At 38.4% G+C, this 23,088-nt stretch carries 18 protein-coding genes and 1 riboswitch; of the genes, 14 read left to right on the top strand and 4 right to left on the bottom strand.

The genetic code is table 11. From position 1 onward, the window contains the following. Window positions 1–27 precede the first annotated feature (27 nt). Both RYO55_RS04090 and dapF read right to left on the bottom strand, forming a co-directional pair. Window positions 28–1,365, bottom strand: coding sequence for a Na+/H+ antiporter NhaC family protein (locus RYO55_RS04090; protein ID WP_314984253.1), 1,338 nt, complete (start codon window positions 1,363–1,365; stop codon window positions 28–30). Window positions 1,366–1,426: 61 nt separating this feature from the next. Beyond that, window positions 1,427–2,260, bottom strand: coding sequence for a diaminopimelate epimerase (gene dapF, locus RYO55_RS04095; protein WP_308521694.1), 834 nt, complete (start codon window positions 2,258–2,260; stop codon window positions 1,427–1,429). Window positions 2,261–2,577: 317 nt separating this feature from the next. On the opposite strand from dapF, the gene ptsP reads away from it, so the two are divergent. Both ptsP and RYO55_RS04105 read left to right on the top strand, forming a co-directional pair. Continuing rightward, complete coding sequence (gene ptsP, locus RYO55_RS04100; protein ID WP_314984255.1) at window positions 2,578–4,305, top strand: phosphoenolpyruvate--protein phosphotransferase; 1,728 nt, start codon at window positions 2,578–2,580, stop codon at window positions 4,303–4,305. A 137-nt stretch (window positions 4,306–4,442) separates the two neighbouring features. Continuing rightward, window positions 4,443–4,703, top strand: a complete 261-nt coding sequence (locus tag RYO55_RS04105) for an HPr family phosphocarrier protein (RefSeq protein WP_005385362.1) — start codon at window positions 4,443–4,445, stop codon at window positions 4,701–4,703. 93 nt (window positions 4,704–4,796) lie between these two features. On the opposite strand, the gene RYO55_RS04110 is transcribed toward RYO55_RS04105, so the two are convergent. Then, complete coding sequence (locus RYO55_RS04110; protein WP_004697521.1) at window positions 4,797–5,075, bottom strand: metal-sensing transcriptional repressor; 279 nt, start codon at window positions 5,073–5,075, stop codon at window positions 4,797–4,799. A 331-nt stretch (window positions 5,076–5,406) separates the two neighbouring features. Between RYO55_RS04110 and RYO55_RS04115 the strand changes: the two genes are divergently transcribed. The 10 genes from RYO55_RS04115 to RYO55_RS04160 all read left to right on the top strand — a co-directional run bounded on the left by RYO55_RS04115 (window position 5,407) and on the right by RYO55_RS04160 (window position 18,806). Next, window positions 5,407–6,213 carry a biosynthetic peptidoglycan transglycosylase gene (locus tag RYO55_RS04115; RefSeq protein WP_287529195.1) on the top strand — a complete coding sequence of 269 codons (807 nt, stop codon included), beginning with the start codon at window positions 5,407–5,409 and terminating at the stop codon, window positions 6,211–6,213. Between the two features lie 259 nt (window positions 6,214–6,472). After that, window positions 6,473–7,684, top strand: coding sequence for an argininosuccinate synthase (locus RYO55_RS04120; protein WP_287529190.1), 1,212 nt, complete (start codon window positions 6,473–6,475; stop codon window positions 7,682–7,684). Next, entirely contained in the window at window positions 7,684–9,111 is a 1,428-nt protein-coding gene (gene argH, locus RYO55_RS04125; protein ID WP_314984258.1) for an argininosuccinate lyase, read from the top strand. The genes RYO55_RS04120 and argH overlap by 1 nt, the downstream gene beginning before the upstream one ends. A gap of 589 nt (window positions 9,112–9,700) precedes the next feature. Further along, window positions 9,701–11,032, top strand: coding sequence for a putrescine-ornithine antiporter (gene potE / locus RYO55_RS04130; protein ID WP_308521699.1), 1,332 nt, complete (start codon window positions 9,701–9,703; stop codon window positions 11,030–11,032). Window positions 11,033–11,436: 404 nt separating this feature from the next. Beyond that, window positions 11,437–11,624, top strand: a riboswitch (cobalamin riboswitch). 144 nt (window positions 11,625–11,768) lie between these two features. Then, window positions 11,769–12,707, top strand: a complete 939-nt coding sequence (gene nikB / locus RYO55_RS04135) for a nickel ABC transporter permease (RefSeq protein WP_314984261.1) — start codon at window positions 11,769–11,771, stop codon at window positions 12,705–12,707. After that, window positions 12,707–13,528: a nickel transporter permease gene (nikC, locus tag RYO55_RS04140; protein ID WP_123138098.1), complete on the top strand. Its 822-nt coding sequence runs from the start codon at window positions 12,707–12,709 to the stop codon at window positions 13,526–13,528. Before nikB ends, nikC begins: the two co-directional genes overlap by 1 nt. A 153-nt stretch (window positions 13,529–13,681) precedes the next feature. After that, window positions 13,682–15,250, top strand: a complete 1,569-nt coding sequence (locus RYO55_RS04145; RefSeq protein ID WP_314984264.1) for an ABC transporter substrate-binding protein — start codon at window positions 13,682–13,684, stop codon at window positions 15,248–15,250. 12 nt (window positions 15,251–15,262) lie between these two features. After that, the gene (locus tag RYO55_RS04150) at window positions 15,263–16,060 is read left to right on the top strand and encodes an ABC transporter ATP-binding protein (protein ID WP_123138096.1); all 798 of its coding nucleotides are present in this window, start codon (window positions 15,263–15,265) and stop codon (window positions 16,058–16,060) included. After that, a complete protein-coding gene (locus RYO55_RS04155; RefSeq protein ID WP_024061594.1) occupies window positions 16,053–16,868 on the top strand; it encodes an ABC transporter ATP-binding protein in 816 nt (271 codons plus the stop codon). The genes RYO55_RS04150 and RYO55_RS04155 overlap by 8 nt, the downstream gene beginning before the upstream one ends. A gap of 384 nt (window positions 16,869–17,252) precedes the next feature. After that, window positions 17,253–18,806 carry an ABC transporter substrate-binding protein gene (locus RYO55_RS04160; RefSeq protein ID WP_314984267.1) on the top strand — a complete coding sequence of 518 codons (1,554 nt, stop codon included), beginning with the start codon at window positions 17,253–17,255 and terminating at the stop codon, window positions 18,804–18,806. A 67-nt stretch (window positions 18,807–18,873) separates the two neighbouring features. On the opposite strand, the gene RYO55_RS04165 is transcribed toward RYO55_RS04160, so the two are convergent. After that, window positions 18,874–19,803 carry a DUF3829 domain-containing protein gene (locus RYO55_RS04165; protein WP_314984269.1) on the bottom strand — a complete coding sequence of 310 codons (930 nt, stop codon included), beginning with the start codon at window positions 19,801–19,803 and terminating at the stop codon, window positions 18,874–18,876. A gap of 276 nt (window positions 19,804–20,079) precedes the next feature. Between RYO55_RS04165 and RYO55_RS04170 the strand changes: the two genes are divergently transcribed. Next, window positions 20,080–21,465: a Sau3AI family type II restriction endonuclease gene (locus RYO55_RS04170; protein WP_314984271.1), complete on the top strand. Its 1,386-nt coding sequence runs from the start codon at window positions 20,080–20,082 to the stop codon at window positions 21,463–21,465. Window positions 21,466–21,610: 145 nt separating this feature from the next. Then, window positions 21,611–22,906: a DNA (cytosine-5-)-methyltransferase gene (gene dcm / locus RYO55_RS04175; RefSeq protein ID WP_314984273.1), complete on the top strand. Its 1,296-nt coding sequence runs from the start codon at window positions 21,611–21,613 to the stop codon at window positions 22,904–22,906. Window positions 22,907–23,088 lie beyond the last annotated feature (182 nt).

Consider the following 23,088-nt stretch of genomic DNA (forward strand, 5'->3'; position numbering starts at 1 on the left):
CAATTTCCCCTTTTGAGATAATACTAATTAGCGTATGATCGGTTGATCTTGCTTCCGTAATCGTAACCAATAGATGAGTGGTACTAGATATAGGAAGAAGGCAAATGGTACGTAACCTGCGGAACTTGTACCCATCATGACAACGGGCACGTAGGCAGCGATATTCCACGGTTGCAATGGAGCGATGAGGATGCCGCCATTTTCAAAGTCTAGCATCACATCTTCATCTTGAATACCCCGTTGAGCGTAGGTAATACGCATAATAGAGTGTGTCATAACTACCGCAATAGCTTGGCTGCATCCAACCGCACCTGTTAAAAAGGCAAGGCCTACATTGGCGGCAAATATATCGCTCCGTGTTTTAGCTCGTTCTAACAGTTGTCGTATGTCGTTCCAGAAGCCAACCCCTTCAAGCATGCCTGAAATGGCAGTCGCCATGAAAATCGAAAGGGTAGGGATAAACATCGTTTGTAGACCGCCGCCATGAATGATATCAGCGAGTGGATTGTAGTGCGGTAGCTCAAAGCCCGTTAAGGTATACCATCCCAACTCAGAAAGTGTAGTTCCTTGATTTGTATAAGCTAGAATGGCCGCTGCTAATGCACTGAGTCCGATAGGCCAACGGATGGATACTTTCAAAGGTAATAGACTAATGACGATGATGACTGGAATCCATAATGTCCAATCTATGTTGAAAATAAAGTGAATTGTATCGGATAGTAAACTATTTTCGTAATTGAGTGGGTACCACTGAGATAGTAATAGATACAGCACTGTAGAGATGATGAGTGCTGGGATACCATCTTTAAACATGATGGACATATTCGTCGATACCTTTGTATGGGTTAAGGCTGCTACGAGAGACGCACTAGAGGATAGGGGCCCGTTTCGATCACCAAAGTAAGCACCTGCAATAATGGCACCAGCCACGATATTTTCTGGAATACTCCCAGCTCTTGCCATCGTGATGAGTACGATGCCTATCGTGCCTACAGTTCCCAGTGCGGTACCCAACAGCATGCTCACTGCAGCTGTTATTAAAAAGGCACAGACGATAAAGATAGACGGATTAATTAAGTCGATGCCTGTGGCGATGATCATAGGGATAACACCCGCTGCTTGCCACATGGCGATGAGCCAGCCGATGAGAAGAAAGATTTGCATCACCACGATGGACGTTTTAGCACCTGTCCACGATAGGTTTAATAGTTCCTTTGGTTGATATCCTTTGCGATAAAATACAAAGGCCATGATGCACCATACGACAATCAAGGCGTAACCAATGGCGATGCTATTGGCTACAGCAATGAGGATGACGAGAATAGATGTAAGTAGTCCTAAGAGAGGCTCTATATTCCGTGGCATGAGTGTGCGACCCTGTTGGTATCTTAGGAACGCATTTAATATAAGTTGTAACCATTTCATCTTAGTCGATAGGAAGTTCTGTTTCGAAGACTTCCTCAGCAGGGCCTGTCATGAGCACCGTGCCATCCTCCAAGTATGAAATATGCAATGTACCTAAATAGAGTTCCACATCGACTTCACGGCCTGTTAAGCCCTTTTCAAAGGACATAACGGCAGAGGCACAAGAGCCTGTTCCACAAGCTAAGGTAGCACCAGCGCCGCGCTCCCAAGTGCGCACCTTGATATGTTTGTCATTTACTACTTCAATGTAGTTTACATTTGTGTTGGCAGGGAAGACATCGTTCTTTTCAAGGATTGGGCCTTGTGTCGTAACAGGGGCCTTTGTAATGTCGTCAATGAATACCTCCGTATGAGGCACACCGAGCAATACGGAGCTTACCGTTACGGTCTCACCATTTACATCGAGGTCTACGTCGATAACCTTATCCATGTTTACGTTCATAGGAATGTCTTGGGCCTTAAAGAACGGTCTGCCCATGTCTACAGTAACTTGTGTGACTATTCCGTTTTCGATAGTCAAGGTAGGCTTCATTACGCCTGCTAAGGTTTCGATGGTGAAAGTTTCCTTCGTAGTTTGACCGTGTTCATAAGCGTATTTTGCAAAGCAGCGAATCGCATTACCGCACATTTCTGCTTCACTACCATCGGAGTTGATGATGCGCATGCGCACATCACAGGTTTCGGAAGGTACTAGGATGGCAAGACCATCAGCACCAATACCCGTGCGACGATCGCAAAGGCGAATGGCGAGGTCTGTGTAATCTTTCTCAGTCCCTTTTGGGTCGGCAAAGAGGATGAAATCATTACCGAGACCATGCATTTTTGTTAATTTCATAAAGTCTCCTATCAATAAGTAAGACTTTCACCATGAAGCCCGTGAAAGTCTCATATATATTATTATATATTCTATATTATAATATTATATCATAAATAGGCCTTAAGCATGGCATGGAATCGTATAAATTTATAGCAAAATAAAGGGAAAATAAGGAAAGCTTACAGCGTTTATTAAGAGTTATAATGAAATAAAAAAATGCCCCATGTGGGACGGTTATTTAAGGGAATATAGGTGTTTGGATTACTTTATTGTTTAACCGAGAAATGATAAAATAAAAAGTAATGTAGCTAATCGTGATAGAAAGAGGAACACATATGCGAATTCAAGGGATTTCTGGATCTCGTGGCGTTGCAGTAGGCAATGTATATAGATATATTCAAGAGGAAATTGTCATTCCTGATTACACTGTAGCGGAAGACAAGGTAGAAGAAGAAATTAGCAAGTTTGCAACTGCTATGGCATCTACCTTAAAACAATTGGATACTATTCGTAAAAAAGCGTTGGATGAAATGGGACCAGAAGAGGCCGCTATTTTTGAAGCGCACATGCAAATCGCTCAAGACCCATCCTTGTCTGACGGAATTAAATCCCTTGTTGAGTCTAGCCATATGAACGTGGTAGCGGCCACGTCTCAAACAATTGAAAGCTTTGCCAATATCTTCCTCGGTATGGAAGATGCCTACATGCGTGAACGAGGTGCAGATATTAAAGATATCGGCGATCGTTTGATGCGGAATATATTAGGTATGAATCCTCGCGGTTTATCACATATTTCTGGCGAAGTTATCTTGGTGGCTCATGATTTGGCACCATCTGATACGGCTTCTCTCGATAAAAATGTAGTAAAAGGCATTGTCACTGCGGCGGGTGGTCCTACATCTCATGCGGCTATCATGGCTCGTACACTCGAAATTCCCGCTGTTATGGGAGTCGGCGATATTGAAAGTTTCGCTGATGACGACAAAGCAGTCGTTCTTGGTACTGATGGTATCGTAGAAATCAATCCATCTGATGCGGATTGGACGGAGTATACAAATCAAGCGTTGGCGTTCCAAGAGGAATTAAAACGGTTGCGCGAATCTGCTAATCTTGAAGCTACCACTACTGATGGTCACCATGTAGAATTATTTGGTAACATCGGCAAGGCAAAGGATGCTAAACATGCGCTCACTATGGGTGCGCAAGGTATTGGTTTGTATCGTACAGAATTTCTTTACATGGAAAACGATGAATTGCCTACAGAAGATGTACAATTTGAAGAATATAAAAAGGTTGCCCAAGATATGAAGGGGCAACCAGTTATCATTCGTACCATGGACATCGGTGGTGATAAGGAGTTGAAATGCCTTGATTTGCCAAGTGAAATGAATCCATTCCTCGGCTATCGTGCCATTCGTATTTCTTTAAATCGCCCAGATATCTTTAAGGTACAATTGCGTGCCTTATTACGAGCTAGTGCGTTTGGTGACATTCACATTATGTATCCTATGATTGCTTCCGTTGAGGAAGTGAAACAAGCGAATGCAATGCTTGATGAATGTAAGACGGAGCTTACAGCAGAAGGAAAGGATTTCAACAAGGATATCAAGGTTGGCATCATGATTGAAGTACCAGCGGCAGCTGTTATATCTCCAATCCTTGCTAAATATGTAGACTTCTTTAGTATCGGTACGAATGATCTTTGTCAATATACTTTGGCGGTAGATCGTATGAATGAAGCAATCGGTAGCTTGTATCAACCATTGCATCCAGGCGTGTTACGTCTTATTAAACATGTTATTGATGCCAGTCATGAGCAAGGTAAATTTACAGGTATGTGTGGTGAGCTTGCTAGCGATCCTGTGGCGACCATGATTCTATTAGGTCTTGGTCTCGACGAATTCTCCATGACTGCTTCTTCGATTCCTCTTATTAAAAATATCTTGCGTTTTGTTTCTAAAGCAGAATGTGAAGAGGTGGCAAATAAAGTACTTACTATGGACACAGCAGAAGAGATTACAGAATACGCTAAATCTGTATTAGCTGAAAAAGGTTTATTATAATTCTATTTTCGTTAAATTGGATCAGTACATAGCAAATAAGATGTAATATACTTGAATTGAAATGCTTGATATTGATACAATATACCTATTAGAACGTATGAGATAGGTTCTGCCTATCGAGATAGAAAGAGGTTATCATGAAAGAATTAACAGTAGAAATTACTAACGAATCTGGCTTACATGCTCGTCCTGCTACAGCCTTCACTCAATTGGCTGCTAAGTACGCTTCCAAATTAACGATTGCGGCTAATGGCAAAACAGCTGATGCAAAATCTATTTTAACAGTACTAACTTTGGGTGCTACAAAAGGTACATCCGTTACATTGACTGCTGACGGTGCTGATGAAGATGATGCACTCGCTGCATTGAGTGAATTCTTAACAACTAACCACGATTAATATTGGGGTAATAAAAAGGACCCTACATTTTGAACTGCACCTCCCGAAATTATGTCTAATTTTTTTTGTGCAATTCATTTGTAGAGTCCTTTTTTATTTACCCATATTTGCAAAGCGCTCTACAGCTTTTGTAAAGTCGCTAATGGTTTTTTCTACGTCACCATGTTCGATACCATCTCGTACGCAGTGGTTGATATGTCCTTCAAGAATTACTTGTCCTACTTTATGTAGTGCAGATTTAGCTGCATTAATTTGGCTCAACACATCTTCGCAGGGAATGTCTTCTTCAATCATTCGATCAATAGCTTGCACTTGACCTAAGATTTTACGCAATCGACGATGCAGATTTTCTGAATCCATACACTGTTTCATATTACTCCTCCATAGGCATGTTTTTATCATCTCATATATTATACTCTATTTAAAGTTTTTAATACAACTTAATAAGTATAATTAATATGCATTAATCGGTATTTATAGATATATAGTATCGTGCCGTTATAAGATATATTAAATATATTTGTAGTATGAGTGGTCGTCAGAAACTAGTGTTTTACATATCTTCTTCTTGATTGATGTGATACAATACATTTAATATACTTTATATCTGTATATGTATATAAGGTATTGTATAGATGGCTAGATTATAAACCTATATTTACATGTGTTTATATTACAGACCTTTAAGAAATAGGTGAAAGAAATGAAAGTATTTCGCTACCTTCGAAACCTAGTTGTATTCGTGGTGGTCATGATTTTGGCTATGTTTATCTATGACGGATACCATAGCTTTCAAGGGACAAATCGTGAGAGTAAAGCTCATACACTTGTTGAAAAACAAATAGAACAAAGTGAAGACACGCTCAGTCGTACAGATCGAATTATACGCCTGTTTACATTTAGAGATAAAGTACAGATAGCTCTTAATCAACGTGTTTCAAAAGAGCATTGGGTGAAAGGGGATGTTATTCCTGAGTATACAAAAAATGCATTAATCGCTATTGAGGATAAGCGGTATTATAAACATGGAGCTATTGATGTACTCGGTATTATTCGCGCCTTGTACACAAATACCATAGCAGGTGAAACGCTGGAAGGTGGTAGTACTATTACACAACAACTCGTAAAAAATCTTTTCCTTTCATCAAAGCGCATTATGAGTCGTAAGGTAGAAGAGGCGATTCTCGCTAGTGAAATGGAGCATTACTACTCTAAGGAAGAAATTCTCACCATGTATTTGAATACCGTATATTATGGACATAATTACTACGGTATCTACGAAGCATCTTATGGCTACTTCGGTACGAGTCCAAGTCGATTAACATTGGGGCAAAGCGCTTTACTCGCAGCATTACCTAATGCACCGTCCTATTTAGATCCTTATACGAACTATGAAGGCGCTAAGGCTCGACAAAAGCTGGTGCTTGAACAAATGGTAGACCAAGGCATGATTACACGAGCCGAGGCAGACTATGCGTATGAACAGGATTTGGAGCTTGTGGAAGAATAACTTAATATATTTAATAGGCTATATCTAGTGTTAGACTACTAGATATAGCTTTTTTATATTCTGTTAGTTCGGAAACAAAATATATTATTAAAATGAATAAAAATAATGCTTGCATTTATAATTATACAGGTGTATACTAATTTTTGTCAGAAGGAGAAAATGCCTGTCGGTGATAGAAGATACCACGGTGCTTTCACAATTATCTGATATCGTATTGATTATATGAGTCTAAATAGATAGTGGTTTATGAGGTGTTATCATGGGTAAAGCAAATAAAGTAGTACTCGCATATTCTGGTGGTTTAGATACTTCTGTTATCATTCCTTGGTTGAAAGAAAACTATGGCGCTGAAGTTATTGCTGTGTGTGTAGACTTGGGCCAACCTGAGGATTATGATGCAGTTGAGAAAAAAGCGATAAAATCTGGTGCTTCTAAAGCGTATATTGTTGACGCAAAGGAAGAGTTTGTAAAAGATTATATTTGGCCTACTGTAAAAGCTGGTGCAATCTACGAAGGTAAATATTTATTAGGTACATCCTTCGCGAGACCTTTAATCGGTAAAATCCTCGTAGATATTGCCGAAAAAGAAGGCGCTGATGCAATCGCTCATGGTGCGACTGGTAAAGGTAATGACCAAGTTCGTTTTGAGTTGACTATCAAAGCATTGGCTCCTAACATGAAAATCATCGCTCCTTGGAGAGAGTGGGATTTGAAATCCCGTACAGACTGCATGGAATATGCCGCTAAACATGATATTCCAGTTGTAGCTACAAAAAAACATCCGTATTCCATGGACCAAAACGTATGGCATTTATCCCATGAAGGCGGCGATCTTGAAAATCCAGCAAATGCTCCTAAAGATGATGTGTACTTGGTAACACATACACCTGAACAAGCTCCAGATGAAGCTGGTTATGTAACTGTATCCTTTAAAGAAGGTGTACCTGTAGCCGTAGACGGTCAAGAAGGCACTCCATTACAATTATTAGAAAAACTCAACGAAATCGGCGCACACTATGGTGTGGGCGTTGTAGATATCGTTGAAAATAGATTGGTAGGTATGAAATCCCGTGGCGTTTATGAAAACCCAGGTGGCTCTATCATCATGTATGCTCATAGAGAACTTGAATATCTCTGCTTAGATAGAGCTACATACCACTACAAAGAACTCATTGCTAACAAATACGCTGAACTCGTATATGATGGCATGTGGTTTGCACCATTGATGAATGCATTACAAGCGTTTGTTGATGAAACTCAAAAAACTGTAACCGGTGAAGTAAAACTTAAATTGTACAAAGGAAATATCATTTCTGCGGGCAGCACCTCCCCTTATTCCTTGTATAGCGAAGATTTCGTAACATTTGAAGAAGATGATGTATACGATCAATCTGATGCAGAAGGCTTCATTAACTTGTTCGGTTTACCTCTCAAAATTAACGCATTGATGAAAGAGAAAGCAGGTAAATAATGGCTAAATTGTGGGGCGGGCGTTTCACAAAAGGCACTGATAAAGCGGTAGAGGATTTTACATCCTCTATCGCTTTTGATGCGCGGATGTACGCCGAAGATATTGCAGGTAGCAAGGCGCATGCGACTATGCTAGCAAAACAAAATATTATCTCCGACGCAGATCGAGATGCAATTATAGCAGGTTTAACAAAAATTAAAGGGCAAATCGATAAAGGGGAATTCCCATTTTCTGTAGCTCTTGAAGATATTCATATGAATATTGAAAAGCGTTTAACTGATGACATCGGTGAAGCCGGTGGTCGCTTGCATACAGGTCGTAGCCGTAATGACCAATGCGCAGTAGACTTGCACATGTACGTGCGTAAAGCTGTTGTGGAAATGGGTGAACTCATCGTAGATATGCAAAAGGCCCTTATCGAAACAGCTGAAAAGTATAGTGATATTATCATGCCTGGCTATACGCACTTACAACGGGCTCAACCTGTATTGTTTGGGCATCATATGATGGCCTATTTCTCTATGTTGGAACGCGATTTTGATCGTTTGTTGATGGTATTTAAACATGCTGACATCATGCCTCTTGGTGCGGGCGCATTAGCTGGTTCTACATACGGCATTGATCAAACGTACACACAAAAACTATTGGGATTCTCTCGAATTTATGAAAATAGCATGGATGCCGTATCTGACCGCGATTACGTAGTTGAATTCTTGTCATTTGCATCTTTAGTGATGATGCACTTGAGTCGTCTTAGCGAAGAGTTGATCTTGTGGTCTACCAATGAGTTCAATTTTATTGAACTTGATGATGCTCACTGCACGGGCTCTAGTATTATGCCGCAAAAGAAAAATCCTGACGTTTGCGAGCTGGTTCGTGGCAAAACAGGCCGTACCTATGGTCATTTGTTAGGACTTTTAACAACTTTGAAAGGATTACCACTTACCTACAACAAGGATATGCAGGAAGATAAAGAGGGCATCTTTGATGCTATCGATACAGTTCACTTTGCATTGTCTATCAATGCGGCTATGATTCGCGGTATGAAGGTAAATGGGTCTCATATGAAAGCAGTCCTTGATGACGACTTCTCTAATGCTACGGATATGGCAGATTATCTTGCGAAGAAAGGCGTCCCATTCCGTGAAGCCCATGAAATTGTAGGTAATGCGGTGCATCATTGCATCGAAAAAGGTTGCGTACTTCTTGATTTATCCGTAGAGGACTTCAAAGCTATTTCCAACCGTTTTGATGCTGATATTCTTGACGCTATCTCCATCGAAGCTTGTGTTGCAGGTCGTAATAACTATTCTGGTACGGCTCCAGAATGTGTGGAACGACAACGTAATAATGGTAAAATTATTATCGCTGCTGAGGAAAAACAAATTGCTGAATGGAAAGCAATCGTTGAATCTGTACAAGAGTAGAACTTAGTGCGGAATAAGCAGTAGATAAAAATAAAGAATAGTTATCAATAAAATCTGAAAAAATAAGATCGATATACATATAAGGATTTCATTAAGGGGCTAATATTGCCTATTATACTTATATGTATATCGATTTTTTATTTAAAAGCTAGACGATACCTATAAATCCCATAATTCTAATTGATAATTAACTATTAAAATGATGCATTTGCGTGTACACATATAGTGGACTGTGAGGAAATAATAGTCTTGTACTAGGACACTATAACCGTGATAGATAGGAAAAATTACATCTATACACAGAATAAAATAGGGTAAAAATATACTTTGCCGCAATTAAAATGAATTCTCTTCGTTTTAGTTGATAAATTACCTATAATTTATTCAATTCGTGTAATATGCCTTGTCCGCCAATAAAGTACTTTTATTTTGGTTTCATAGGTGTTATTATTTAACTCGTAATAAGAATAAAAACGGTAAATTCACATTCAAGCCCATCACAGCACGAACTGGATTTACTTAGCGGTATATATATTTTAAGTGAATTATGGACGAGAAAAAATTCACCTTAGTGAAAGGGGATTGATACATGAAAACCACCGCTAAAAAAATGTCTGTATTCCAGCTAACCACAATGGTAGCAGCCAATATGCTAGGAGCTGGGATCATTATGTTACCAACTAATTTGGCTCAAGTTGGTACTATTTCAGTTTTATCTTGGCTCGTGACAGCTGTGGGTGCGCTTTTACTAGCGTATATTTTTGCTCAAGCGGGTATGTTCTCCCAAAAACAAGGGGGCATGGGCGGTTATGCAGAACATCGCTTCGGTAAAACTGGACATTTTATGGCGAGCTATGCTTACAGCATATCTCTCATCATTGCTAATATCGCCATCGCGGTATCTGCCGTAGGTTATGGCGCAGCTTTCTTTGGTGTTGACCTCAATGCGACACAAACAAGTCAAGTAACAATTGTGCTCTTGTGGTTTGCAGCGATTTTAAACTTTAGAGGTAATCGCTTTACAGGTCGACTCAGCAACATGACTATTTGGGGTTCTATTATTCCGGTTTTATTAATCGGTACAATTGGCTGGCATTGGTTCGATCCATCTATCTATTGGGCGGCATGGAACCCAAATGATCTTCCGCTTTATGATGCGGTAAAACAATCTATTTCCCTAACTTTATGGGGCTTCCTAGGGTTTGAGTCCGCAGCGGCTAATGCTGATGCTGTTGAGAATCCAAAGAAAAATGTACCTATCGCTACAGTGGCAGGTACATTAGCAGTGGCAGTGGTTTATATCTTGTCCACAAACGTTATGGCAGGTATTGTGCCGAACGTTGACTTATTAAATTCTAACGCACCATTCGGCTTGACATTCGTATACATGTTCAATGATACTATTGCGAACATCGTTATGGCTGCTATGGTTATTTCTTGCTTTGGTGCTTTACTTTGTTGGCAATTCACATTGTCCCGTGTATTCAAAAGCGCAGCAGAATATGGTTACTTCCCTAAAATATTTGCCCGTGTAAATAGCAAAGATGCTCCTGTTCGTGGCGTATTGATTTTACTCGCTGTTGAAACATTACTTACTTTGTTCACTGCAAGCGAATCCTTGCGTGAGCAATTTGAAATCTTAGTAAACTTAGCGGTTGTAACTAACGTAGTACCGTATGTATTGTGCATTTTGGCAGTACCTACAATGATGCGTATGGCTGGCGTAGCTGAAAGTCGTATTAAACGCTCTAATTACTTGTTCGGTATAGGCGTTCTTTATTGTCTATATGCAATCTACGCATGTGGTTTTGATGCTATGGTAGGTAGTGCGGTGGCAGTAAGCATAGGTTTGGTGATTTATGTTTTGCGTAAAGCGTGGGATACACGCAGAGCACACCGCTTACAACAAAGTATTGATTAACTGAATATATCTCGTCTTATTAGAGGCTATTACTTGGTAATAGCCTCTTTTTTTATCATAATCATGCATTAGACTTATAATTAATGCGAGCCAGATATGAAAAAACATAAAGAGTATTATTATTAATCAAATTTTCGCTGTGTATAAAAAGATTTTATAATAAAGTTTTACATTGTTTTATTATTATTAAAATTAATATATATACCGTCATATACAGTAAATATAAATAAAAAATTATTTATATAAGTTAATTTATATAATTTTATGCAGGATTATGAATTTAATCACTAATTAATATTTTTTATCAGTATAAAAACTATATTGAAAATACGCGAAATACATATACCCATAAGGGGTATATGTATTGCAAATAGAGTATTAATATAGTATATTTATAATCGATAAAAATGAATGAACTAGTGAGTGTCGGTATTTACCGAGCGTAAAAGAGGAAAATGGGTGAAAAACCCATACTATGCAAATAGCTGTAATGAGGAGCAAGGTTTCATTATAGGGTCACTGGGAAACTGGGAAGGCCGAAATGTTGCGATGAATCAAAGTCAGAAAGCCTGCTCTAAAGGCATGGTATGCATATGCTGTGCTTAATTTAGGTTAGTCGGGCGACTAGCCTTTTTTCGTTCCCTAGCCTTTAAGCTTCAACGCTATATAAAAAAGCTAGTACCATTAGTTTGTCATTTGAATTGTTGTTAGTGTTTAGAGAGTTTAGGAGGCGCCTATGGGCAAACGCTTTGTCAAACAATTGGGGCAATTTATTGTTACCTTGTTTGGCATCACATTTTTGACATTTTGTCTCACCTATTTAGCACCAGGTGACCCAGTAACGATGTTACTTGAAACGGCAGATACTATCGTATCTCAGGAGCTTATCGATGAAACTCGAGCTCAGCTTGGGTTAGATAAACCATTTGTAGTACAGTATGCAAACTGGGTCGTCAATGTCGCACAAGGTGATTTGGGGATGAGTTATTCTGCTAAAAAACCAGTAGTAGATCGTATGTTGGAGGCTTTACCAGGTACATTAATGTTAGCGGGTACGGCTTTAGTATTTACGCTGCTCTATGCATTGCCTGCAGGTATTATAAGCGCCTTAAATCGTAACAAATGGGTTGATTATGTGTTGAGATTTCTATCTTTCGTAGGCGTATCTATGCCTACGTTTTGGTTAGGTCTTATACTGATTTACATCTTCGGTCTTAAATTAGGCCTTGTACCGATTGCATCCTCTCGCGTGACTGCGTCTGGTGTTATTTTGCCCGCTATTACTTTGGCAGTTGTTGTTGGGTCTAAATACATGCGTCAAGTGCGGCTCGTTATCCTTGAGGAAATGCAAAAGGATTATGTTATTGGCGCTCGTGCTCGCGGTGTTAGTGAGATAAAAATTTTATTCGGTCATATTTTACCTAATGCGGTGTTACCACTCATCACTATTCTTGGTGTTCTTATCGGTTGGTTACTAGGTGGTGTGGCAGTCGTAGAAATGGTATTCTCTTGGCCGGGACTTGGGAATATGGCAATTTATGCTATTACCATGCGCGATTATCCATTGATCGAAGGTTTTGTGTTGTGGGTTGCTTTAGCATATATGTGTATTAACGCATTGGTTGATGCATCATATATCTTATTAGACCCTAGATTGAAAAGGGAGAGAGCATAATGGCAGAATTTATTCAAAAACATAAATTGTTCTCTTTCTATAGTGGGTTGATGATTATCATTGTTCTCATCGCTATCTTTGCACCCTGGCTTGCACCGGGCGATGCTTTCACCTCAAATATAAGTCAGGCATTGCAAGCACCAAGCAGCCAACATTGGTTTGGTACAGATAAATTAGGACGTGATGTATTATCTCGTATCATTTACGGTACTCAATTATCCTTGTTCATGGGCGTATCCATCGTCGTTATCATGGTGAGTATTGGTACTATCATCGGTGCTATAGCAGGCTATTTCGGCGGCAAAGTCGAAATGGTTCTCATGCGCCTAGCTGATATTATGTTATCCTTTCCAGGTGTTGTTTTAGCCATCGCTATTGCTGGTATTTTGGGTGGTAGCATTGTGAATACGATTTTGGCCTTATCTGTAGTAGGTTGGGCAAAATATGCTCGTTTAGTACGTTCTATGACGTTAAAAGTACGTGGTGAAGAATATGTAACGGCTGCGGTTATGATGGGGGCGTCTACGGCAACTATCTTAAGACGACATATTATTCCTAATATTATGCCTCTTGTTGTTACTACAGGTGCACTTGATATTGGGGCCATCATGATTGAGGTGGCAGGGCTTTCCTTCCTTGGTTTTGGTGCACAGCCACCAACACCTGAATGGGGCCTTATGCTTAACGAAGGCCGCCAGTACTTGCAAACAAGTCCATGGCTTATGGTATTCCCTGGTATGTCGATCTTAATCGTGGTATCTATTTTTAATCTTTGGTCTGATTCCTTACGAGATGTAGTGGATCCAAAAAATCAAGGATAAAATTGTTTTTACCTTCATAAATTTGAATCTTTATTTAGTGAAAGTTTCATTATGACTGGTAAGAAATTATGGTTTTTCCATCACAACTATTTTAGATAGTGATGATGTTAAATGTTTTTATGATTTACATATAGTTGTAAAAGGAGATTTTAAATGAAAAAATCTTGGAAAAAGGCTCTATTAGCAGGTCTTAGTATTGTAATGATGGGTTCCTTCATAGCAGGTTGTGGATCTGATAATAATGGTGCTGCTAACAAAGATGTATTAAAAGTAGGCGTTACTAACTTCGCATCCACATTAGAACCTACAGAAAACTTCTTCGCATGGGTTGTAATGCGCTATGGTGTAGGTGAAACATTGGCTAAGTTTGACGAACAAATGAAACCTCAACCATGGATTGCATCTAAATGGGAAGTATCCCCAGACCATAAAACGTGGACTTTCACAATCAATGACAAAGTAAAATTCTCCAACGGTAAAAAGGTTGATGCTGCAGCTGTTAAAGCATCTATCGAACGTGCTTTTGAAAAATCCAATCGTGCAAAAACGTTCTTTGAATATGATTCCATCGAAGCAAATGGTCAACAATTGGTAATTCATACGACGAAAGAATATCCTAATATGCCTGGTCTTTTGGCCGATCCATTATTCTTAATTGTTGATGTCCAAGCTGAAAAAGATGGCCGTAACTTTGCGAAGGAAGGCCCTATCGGTACAGGCCCATATGTAGTTAAATCCTTCACTAAAGAACGTGCTGAAATGGCTGCGAACGAAAACTACTGGGATGGTACAGTACCATTTAAAACTGTAGAAATTCCTTCCATCGATGACCCTAATACTCGCGCTATAAGCTTACAATCTGGCGACGTAGATATGGCTGTTAACATCGGCCCTGGTGAAATTGGTTTATTCCAAGGCAATGATAAATTCAAAGTAGATGAAATCGCATCTCTTCGTGTCGTATTGGCCCGTATTAATCAAAAAGGTATTCTTGGGGATGACAAAGTTCGTGCTGCAGTTATCTCTGCAACAGACCGTAAAAACTATGCTGATGTATTGTTAAAAGGTACATTTATTCCTGGTTCTGCTCCAATTCCACCATCCATGGACTATGGCTTCAACGATTTGAAAGATCCTAATGCGTATAATCCTGAACGTTCTAAACAATTGTTGGCTGAAGATGGTTGGAAAGATACTGATGGCGATGGGATCCTTGATAAAGATGGCAAACCATTAACATTCAACTTCGTAGTATATAACTCTCGTGCAGAATTACCACTTTACGCAGAAGCTGTTCAAGCAGATCTCAAAAAAGTTGGTATCGATATGAAAATTAAAACAGTTGACTACAACTTGATCGATAAAATGGGTCAAGATGGCGACTATGATATGCTTATTTCCAACATCGTAACGGCTAATACAGGCGATCCAATCTGGTTCTTGGCTAACTACTGGCATACAAATGACAATGGTTCCAACCCTCAAAACGGTTCTGGTTATTCCAATCCACAAGTTGACCAATTGTTAGATGCAGCTGAAACAGAATTCGATCCTGCAAAACGTCGTGAATACGCAATCCAAATTCAACAATTATTGATGAATGATGGTGCTGCATTATTCTTAGGTTATCCTAAAACTAACATTGTTACTGGTTCTTACTTGAAAGGTGCTGTCATGTACCCAAGTGATTACTACTGGATTACTAATAAAATTACAAAATAGTGAGGAGCTATAATGGCAGAAAACATACTAACTGTAGAAAACCTTAACATTGCGTACCAAGGTGTGCCTGCTGTTATGGATGTGAACTTTACCTTGGAACGCGGTAAGGTATTAACCATTGTAGGTGAGTCCGGATCCGGTAAAACTACTGTAATCCGGGCCCTCATGGGTTTATTACCTGTAGGTGGTGAGGTTACAGACGGTACAATGATCTTTAACGGTCACGACCTTCGTACCCTATCTAAGTCAGAATGGAGAGCCATACGTGGTAAAGATATGGCTATGATTTTCCAAGATAGTGGTAGTGCATTAGATCCAATTGTTCGCATTGGTAAACAATTTAGAGAATTGTTTACATCTCATATTGAAATCACTAATGATGAATGTGATCGACGAGCAATTGAGTTATTAGAATCTGTATCTCTTCCTAATGGAGCGGATATATTGCGCCGTTATCCACACGAATTATCTGGTGGTCAACGTCAACGTGTTGGTATTGCTATGGCGTTAGCATTGGACCCAGCACTACTCATCGGTGACGAACCGACATCAGCACTCGATGTAACAACACAATCTCAAGTGGTTATGCAAATGCTTGAACTAGCTAAAGAGCATAATTCTGCAATAGTCATGGTAACTCATAACCTTGGTGTAGCAGCGTATATGTCTGACTATATTATTGTTATGAAAAAGGGCTGTGTTGTAGATGCTGGAACCCCACAAGATATTTTGGAAAATCCATCTAATGAATATACGAAACAACTAAAAGACGCTGTGCCAACATTGGGAGGAGGTCGTTACATTGACTAATTACGCAGTAGAAATTAAGAATGTATATAAACGATTCCCACTTCCTACTGGTGGTGAGCTTGAAGCATGTAAGGATATTAATATAACTCTCGAAAAAGGTCAGTCCCTTGGTATTGTAGGGGAATCTGGCTCAGGGAAAACAACATTGGTTCGTATGATCATGAAGATGCTTCCTATTACAGAAGGCGAGATTTATGTAGATGGTGTAGAGATTCAACATATGAACTCCGAACAAACGAAAGAATACCGTAAAAAGATTCAAATGGTATTCCAAGATCCATCTGCAGCTTTTAACCCACGTATGAAGGTTAAAGATATCATTCTTGAGCCACTTTATAATTTTGGTCTTCTTGAAAAGGGAAAAGAAGAGCAAATCGCAGGTGACTACCTGGAAATGGTAGATTTACCTCGCGAGTTTATGCATCGCTATCCTCATGAAATGTCTGGTGGTCAACGCCAACGTGTTGCCATTGCTCGTGCTATCGTTTTAGAGCCCGAAATCCTGGTGTTAGACGAGGCTACTAGTGCTCTAGACGTATCTGTACAAGACTCCATTGCGTACCTTTTGGCGCGTTTACAAAAAAAGAAAAATTTAACATACCTATTTATTGCTCATGATATTGCCTTTATTCGTACGATGTGCCACAAGGTGGTCGTAATGTACAAAGGTGCTATCGTTGAAGAACTTGATGCTTTCCACTTGGCGGATGCAAAACATCCATATACAAAGGTTTTATTGAGCTCTATCTTTGAAATTGGCCAAGATCATAAGCCGCTTACCTTGGATGAGGCTGCATTAGAAGCTTAATAGGAAAATTTACTTTCAAAATTTCAAAAGCATAAATTTGAAATGTAGAGAGTTACATCGGATAGGTAAACTTAAAATAGCAGTTAGTTTCAAGACTAACTGCTATTTTTATGCATAGTTAAGATATGAAATTTTTTAATAAATATATTGAAATGTTTCTCAAATTATACATTGTGTTAACACCTAATATATAGTATAGTTGACTGTATAAAATATACCCCTATGGGTATAACAAGATATGCTCATATGAAGTGATGTACATAGATTTTTTTATATTAACTATTGTAAAAGCAGGTTATATTTACTAGATTATGTTAATGCAAAAAATAGTGAGTATCTGAGTATAAATAGATAGTTGATGTGTGTAGAAAGGTAGGTGTATAAATGAAAGGATTACGCAAGGCTTTACTAATTGGTATGACCCTTGGTGTGACTATGCTCGGAACTGTTGGTTGTATGAATCAAGATTCTGCTTCATCTAATGATGTATTAAAGGTAGGGGCTATTAGTTTTGCTGGCACATTAGAACCAACGGAAAATTATTTTAGTTGGGCCGTTGTACGATTTGGTATAGGTGAAACGCTTATCAAGTTTGATAATCAAATGAAAGCAACGCCTTGGCTTGCCACCTCTTGGAAGCAAGGTGATGACAAGTTAACATGGACTTTCACCATCAATGATAAAGTTAAATTCTCAAATGGTAATAGTTTGACAGCTGAGGCGGTAAAAGCATCTTTAGAACGAACTTTTGCTAAAAGTAAACGAGCAAAAACGTTCTTTAACTATACAGAAATTACTGCTAACGGTCAGGAGTTGACCATCAAGACTGACAAGGAATATTATAACTTGCCCAACTTGTTAGGAGATCCATTGTTTTTGATTATGGATGTGACAGCAGAGGCGAATGGTCGTGATATTGCAAAGGAAGGTCCTATTGGTACTGGTCCATATGTAGTATCCTCTTTCACAAAAGAGCGTGCTGAACTAAAACGTAATGATAATTACTGGGATGGTAAAGCAGGCTTTGCCAAGGTTGAGATCCCTTCCATTAATGATGCGAATACGCGTGCTATGGCATTACAATCTGGTGATGTAGATATGGCTATTAGCATTGGACCTGGTGAATATAGTATCTTCCAAAATGATAAGAACTTTACTATCTATGAAATGTCTTCCTTGCGTGACGTATTTGTTCGTATGGGGCAAAAGGGGAAACTACGAAATCCAAATCTTCGTGCAGCCCTCATTGCAGCAGCAGACCGTGAGTCTTATGCGAAAAATCTCATGAAAGATACGTTTGTAGCTGGTAAGGCTCCATTGCCGCCATCCATCGATTATGGTTTTAACCAATTACGTGATCCTAATAAATATAATGTAGAGCGCGCTAAAGAATTACTTAAACGAGAAGGCTATGAAGATACGAATGGTGATGGCATTGTCGATAAAGATGGTGAAAACCTCGTACTTGATTTTTATGCCTACACGACTCGTCCTGAATTGCCATTATATGCGGAAGCATTACAAGCGGACTACAAAAAAATCGGTGTAGATTTACGAATTAAAATCGTAGATTATGCGGTTATCGACACATTATCTCAATCTGGTGATTATGATATGATTATCTCCAGTGTTGTAACCGCTAATACGGGACAACCAGTATGGTTCTTGAAACAATATTGGGGTACAGGCGTTGAAACTAATGGCTCTGGCTTCTCCAATTCTCGTTTCGATGAATTGTTGGCTCTTGGTGAAAGCAGTAGCGACCCAGTGGTGCGTCGTAATGCGGTTATCAATGCGCAACAACTGATGTTAGATAACGCTGTAGCATTATTCCTTGGGTATCCTAAAATTAATATTGTAGGTAATAAACATATTGATGGTATCAAGATAACACCGTCTGAATATTACATCATTACAAAAGATTTGAAAAAGAAATAAAGTTTGCTGCTTACATAAAAATAAAAGGACTAGCTCGCATGGGCTAGTCCTTTGTGTTATCTAAATATTATTTTTTTTCTGTTACATCTAAGTCTGCCATGTTAACTGCATTGGCCTTGCCAATCATTTTATTATACTTGGTAAATAATTGCGTATAAGCTTCGCCATAAGATGAGTTGATAATAATGTAGTTGCGTGCCTCTGCAACAAATTCTTTTACTGAGTCTTGATACTCTCTTACCGCATTTTGTACTTCTGGTGTAGTACCAGGTTGTAATTTATTGAGGCGTTGTGTAATTTGTTGTAAGTTTGATTCTACCTTTTGGGTGTCTGTATTCCCATCTGGATCAATAAGGTCAATAGTTTGTGCCGTTATGAGATTTATCTCTATAAAGTTAACCGCATTTTCCCGTTTTTCTCCCTGATACTCAGTCATGCGTTCGTTATAAAGCTCATTATTACGATTATCTAAAGCTAAGTCTAATGCATTATATGTAGCGTAGAACTGTTCTGCTAAAGGTACATATTGAGCTGCTAGCTCATCGCTACCTTTATAATTATCCTTTTCATAACGACGTTCCACATAGTAAGATTGCAACTGATCAGCAATAGGAATAATTTGATCAAGTACTACGAGGACATCATTTGTTGCTTGGTTTACATCTTCGTAGGGCGTAGAACTATCTTGTTTTGCTACCTCTAATGCAGCTTTAAGTTCCTTGTATTTAGGTAGTGTAATCGTCGTATTATGAGAACCATTACGCAACTCTTCCAGCGTTGGTTGTAATTGGCTAGCATAGGCTACACTATACGAGTTATATGCGTCCAGTGCGATAATATAAGGTCGTATGGCGTTGATTTTATCGTCAACGGTTGATCGATATAAAATTGTCGTTGTATTGGATGATAAGAGTGTATACACCCCATAGATCCCACCACCGATAATAGCAACACCGAGCACAATGGCTGCTATTAACTTGATGTACCCCTTTTTCAACTGCGCACGCTCCTTGAAAACACACTAACTCTTTTGGATCCATTTGGGCAGACAAATGCCCTAAGAGTAATTATTTACATTATATCACAACTTTACGTGGCAAAAAAGACGTATGGATACGATAATTATAAGGAATAGATGAAAATGTTTGACTTGAACAGGTATTAATATTTATAATTAGCGATTAAACGATGAATGAACTAGTTGAAAGTTAAGTTAGTATAATTCTATATACCTTTGATATAATTTATGTATATGCGATGGGAGGCGGTTCTAATGACTTTGGATAAGATATATAACTCTATTGAAGATGTATTAGAGGTGGCAGAATCTGCGGAAGGTAAAACAGTAGGTGAATTTGATATAAATAAGCGCCTAGATAGCAAAGGAAACAAGGGTGGCATTGGTCAGATTTTAGAAGAAGGTCTTTTTAAAATTGCTGTGAATAGTCGAGCTGAAGCTGATTTTGTAAATTTGGGGTTAGAGTTAAAAGTAACTGCTATAAAAGAAAATAAGAAAAATGAGTTCTCAGCAAAAGAACGCCTAGTGCTTAATATAATTAATTATGAAGAAGATTATAAGGACTCATTTTATGATTCTTCCTTTTGGCAAAAAAATAAGAACTTATTAGTTGTATTTTATTTATATAAGGATGAAGTAGATAAAAAGGAATTTCCTATTGTTAAAGCTGTTTTACACAAATTTGATCCAGCTGATTTGGAAATCATAAAACAGGATTGGGAAACAATTATAGATAAAATTAAGCAAGGTGAAGCACATAATATTTCTGAGAGTGACACAATGTATTTAGCAGCATGTACTAAGGGGATTAACGCCAAATCGGTAAGAAGACAGCCGTTTTCAGATATACCAGCAAAACAACGTGCTTTTTCCCTTAAAAACTCTTATATGACTGCCTTTGCTCGACGTGTTATTGATAAGCAGTCAATTCCTTCACTCTTTAATGTTGATGAGCTAAAAAGTAAGAGTACCTTACAGCTATTGCAAGAGCGATTTGCTCCATATATTGGTAAAAGAGTGTCTGAGATTGCTAGACTTATGGATATCCCAGTTACCAAAAATAAAGCCTTTAATGCTAACCTTATAAGTGCCGTATTAGGCGTAAAAGGAACTAAGTTAGAATCCCTTAGGGAGTTTAATAAAGCAAATATTAAATTTAAGACTATAAGACTCGAGCCTAATGGAGTTCCCCGTGAACATATGTCCTTTGAACAAATCGATTTCAATCGTTGGGTTAGAGATAATTGGGAAGAGTCTCAAGTTTATGAGAATTTTGAGTATACAAAATATCTATTTGTAGTATTCCAATATGATGAAACAATGACAGAAAATAAAAACAGAGAGCCTTACTTAAAAGGAATTATGCTCTGGAATATGCCAGAAATAGTTATAGAACATGAACTAAAAGATCTTTGGAAAACTACAAAATCAATTTTGGAAACTGGCATTGAACTCAAACCTGTACTCAACAGAGTATCAAATAATTTGCCAGGGACTAAATTCAATGGTGTTTGCCATATAAGACCTAAAGGCAAAGATGGAAAAGATAAGGTTATGTTACCAGACGGTCAAATGATAGCTAAACAATGTTATTGGTTGAATAGAGAATATGTAGCAGAAATAGTTAAGGACGTGAAATAGAGCTAGAAATAAATCGTACTATTAGAGTCTAATTATAAGAATACCCTAAGGGTTTACATTAAAGTAATTAATTTTGATCTTGATCTTTTTTATTATTTTTGCTATAATAAAGATCTATGAATGTGATAAATTAAGGGGTAAAGTAATGAAAATATTCTCTATGTTTGATGGTGTAGGTGGATTTATAGTAGGTTTAGAGAACTCTTCTAAAGAGGCTTTCCAGACCCTGTATTCTAACCAATATGAGCCATCTCGTAAGACACAAGATGCCTATGAGGTAGGCTTATATAGATTTCCTAATATGGAACATATCCCAACCGATGTAGCTTTAATTCCTAATGAAAAGTTTGAGGAAATGAAAGCCAACGGTGTAGATATGATTGTTGGAGGCTTTCCTTGCCAAGACTATTCTGTTGCACGTAGTAAAAAGAATGAGCTTGGTATCGAAGGGAAAAAAGGAGTTCTTTTCTGGGAAATTATCCGTGCTACTGAGGCCATTAAGCCTAAGTATTTAGTATTAGAAAATGTTGACCGTTTATTGAAGGCTCCTTCCAACCAACGTGGTCGTGATTTTGCGATTATGTTGGCTGCTTTTAATCAATTAGGTTATTCTGTGGAGTGGCGTGTTATCAATGCTGCTGATTATGGTCGTGCACAACGGAGACGTCGTGTGTTCTTCTTTGTATTTAGAAATGACACAAAGTGGGGAAAACGACTACATACTAAATACGAAGCCACATTACCTACTGATGCCGATTTAGATACTCGTTTAGCTTGTTATACACCTTATATCTTTAAGGATGGGCTTTTTGCTCGTCAATTCCCTGTTAAAGGTGAAGCAGTTAAGAAACGTATTAATGCAAATAAGCTTGACAAAGATATTGCTGAAGTTTCTGCAAATTTCTCAGATGGTAAAATGTGGAACTCTGGTCTTATGACAAATGGGTACTATTATACGATTGAAACTGAACCTAAAGGTGATGAAAACCCAATCCCATTGAAAGAGATTGTGGTTTCACCTAATCAAGTGCCAGAAGAGTATTATATCAATGGTGAAAAATTAGAGAAGTTTAAATATCTCCGTGGACCTAAGAAAATTACACGGACTGCAACGAATGGACATACTTATACCTTCTCTGAAGGTGGTATGAGTGAATATGACTCTCTTGAGCTACCTGGGCGGACAATGCTTACATCTGAAGGTAGTGTTAATCGCTCTACACATCTTTTGAAAATTGATGGTAAATATCGACTCATTACACCGATTGAAGCTGAGCGTTTGCAAGATTTCCCTGATGATTGGACACGCTATAAGCGTAATGTGAAAGGTGAAGTAGTAGAAGTATCTGATCGTATGCGTATGTTCTTCATGGGCAATGCGTTGGTGACAGGCATTGTTAAACGTATAGGTGATGAGCTTCAGAAAATTGATGCTATCTAAATTAGGGGCTGTAACAGAATGTGGTTTTATCACATTTTAGTTGCAGTCCTTTTGTGCGTAATTTAAGTTTTTATGCCACGCAAATAAATAACTTTCACTGTGCCAAAATAAATTGTATATCCTGTTGTACTCGTATATAATAATATTAAGAGATTTGTATTTTTCGATATAATCAAAGAAAG

This window comes from uncultured Veillonella sp. (assembly GCF_963551295.1).
Lineage (GTDB): Bacteria > Bacillota > Negativicutes > Veillonellales > Veillonellaceae > Veillonella.